This window comes from Adlercreutzia sp. ZJ176, from assembly GCF_011038975.1.
In the GTDB taxonomy this organism is placed as follows: Bacteria; Actinomycetota; Coriobacteriia; order Coriobacteriales; family Eggerthellaceae; genus CAAEEV01.
Window position 1 is genome coordinate 1 of sequence record NZ_JAAKEC010000043.1, and the last position, 2118, is coordinate 2118.

At 62.7% G+C, this 2118-nt stretch carries 1 protein-coding gene and 2 pseudogenes; 1 reads left to right on the forward strand and 2 read right to left on the reverse strand.

Annotated features, from left to right (window positions below):
* Nucleotides 1–325 (forward strand): annotated as a pseudogene (locus tag G7Y50_RS11810) (MFS transporter); the annotation flags it as partial.
* Between the two features lie 602 nt (nucleotides 326–927).
* Here the strand turns inward: G7Y50_RS11810 and G7Y50_RS11815 are convergent.
* A complete protein-coding gene (locus G7Y50_RS11815; protein ID WP_165056831.1) occupies nucleotides 928–1563 on the reverse strand; it encodes a hypothetical protein in 636 nt (211 codons plus the stop codon).
* A gap of 123 nt (nucleotides 1564–1686) precedes the next feature.
* A pseudogene (locus G7Y50_RS11820) lies at nucleotides 1687–2118 on the reverse strand (MFS transporter); the annotation flags it as partial.

A 2118-nucleotide genomic window follows, 5' to 3' on the forward strand; every position in this document is an offset into this window, starting at 1 on the left:
TCTGAACATCCCGTTCGTGCTCGGCTTCATCTGCTGCGTGCTCTTCGCCCGCGAGACGTCTGGCAAGACGATGGACCAGCTGGCCGCCGAGGAGGCCAAGCTCAACAACTCCGAGACCGACGGCACGGCCCGCTTCATCATGATCCTCGTGGTCGCCGCCATCCTGGCAGTGCTCTGCATCGTGTGCCCGCTGGCCATCCAGGGATGGTCGAAGCTCCCGATCGCCCTGCCGCTCATGGCCGTCGGCGTCCTGCTTCCGTTCGCGTACTTCTTCGTGTTCGCCACCCCGCAGGCCATCAAGGACAAGGCCAAGCTGAAGGCTTAAGTCTCTCACCTGCTGCGTAGGCGCAACCAAGAAGCGCTCAAGAGCAAAAGAAGCCCCCGCAACCCGCGGGGGCTTCTTCTTTTACAGCAAATCAGATGTCGAAAACGCATCGGACGCCGAAGGCGTATCAGATGTGAGCCATGTCGTCCCGCCGAAGAGGGGGCTTCCCTATCGTGTCGTACTGTGCGGAGCCTTCCTTCCGTGAATCCTCAATGAGACTACCTCCGCATCATCCCGAGCGAGTCCATCCCCCCTCCATGTCACCCTGAAAGAGCGCGTCCCTTGTACGCCATCCCGAGCGCGTCCCCTCCCGTGTCATCCTGAGCGAGCGAAGCGAGTCGAAGGATCTGGCCCCAAGCGCAGCACGCCCGCATGCGCATCTCACCTGCAACCAGATCATCCTTCCCGACACGGGGAACTCCCCATTCCGTGTCATCCTGAGCGAGCGAAGCGAGTCGAAGGATCTGGCCCCGGGAACGGCACGCCCGCATGCGCATCTCACTTGCGACCAGATCCTTCGACTCCGCGCCCTCCGGGCGCTCCGCTCAGGATGACACGGGAGACTGAGACCTGGAACGGGCGCTCTGCTCAGGATGACGTGCCTATTCTTCGGCCTCCATGGCCTTGAGGCTGGCCTTGGCGCGCTCAAGCTCCTCCTCCTGCAGGACGCGCTCGTAGGTCTTGCCCTTGTAGCCGCGCACGTTCCGCTTGATCTTCTGGAAGAACGTCGGGTTGGGGTCCTCCTCGCCTTCGGAGAGGCCCTTCCACTCCTCCTTGATGGCGATGGCCACCGTGGCGATGAGCGCGAGGCGCAGCTTCGTCAGGTCGGTCACGCGGATCTCGTAGCACTCGCCCTTGTCGCGGAACTTCACCACCTTGATGTGCACGTCGCGCTTGTCGTCGCGGTCCTTCGTCTCGGTGATGAAGTCGCACGGCGGGTTCGAGAGCGAGCCGTACATGTCCCACAGCATGCCCTCGACGTAGTAGTGCTTGAAGATGGTGTAGGTGTGCAGGCAGTGCTCGTAGCGCTCGGAGCGCAGGTAGTAGTTGATCACCTTGTGGTCAGGCTTGATGCAGCCCACTTCCCCGCCCATGCGCCCGATCACGGCGACGGTGTCCTTCTCGGACTTCCAGTCGGACTCGAAGCGCATGAACAGCGCGCCGTCCTCGTACCACGCGTCGAAGTTCTCGTGACGCGCGATGGCGTCCTTCGGGAAATACACCTTGTTGTTCTTCAAAGTCCCTCCTCGGAAACGTATGTGCTGGGGAGATTATACCGCAAAGGAAAAAGGGGGAAGGCCCGTGGGGATCCGGGCCTTCCCCCTCAAGGGAAGTGGTTCGCGTTCAGGCGAAGGAGGGGCTTAAGCGTTCAGCTTGGCCTTGTCCTTGATGGCCTGCGGAGTGGCGAACACGAAGAAGTAGATGAACGGAAGCAGGACGCCGACGGCCATGAGCGGCAGGGCGATCGGGAGCTTCGACCATCCCTGGATGGCCAGCGGGCACACGATGCAGAGCACTGCCAGGATGGCGGCGACCACGAGGATCATGATGAAGCGGGCCGTGCCGTCGGTCTCGGAGTTGTTGAGCTTGGCCTCCTCGGCGGCCAGCTGGTCCATCGTCTTGCCGGACGTCTCGCGGGCGAAGAGCACGCAGCAGATGAAGCCCAGGGCAAAGGGGATGATCAGCACGAGCACGAGCATCGACCAGTTGGTCGCGCCCTCGGCGGTCTGGAACATGGCCATGCCGGCGATGCCGCCGAGCACGATGGAGGAGGCGGAGCCGCCGAAGCGGGC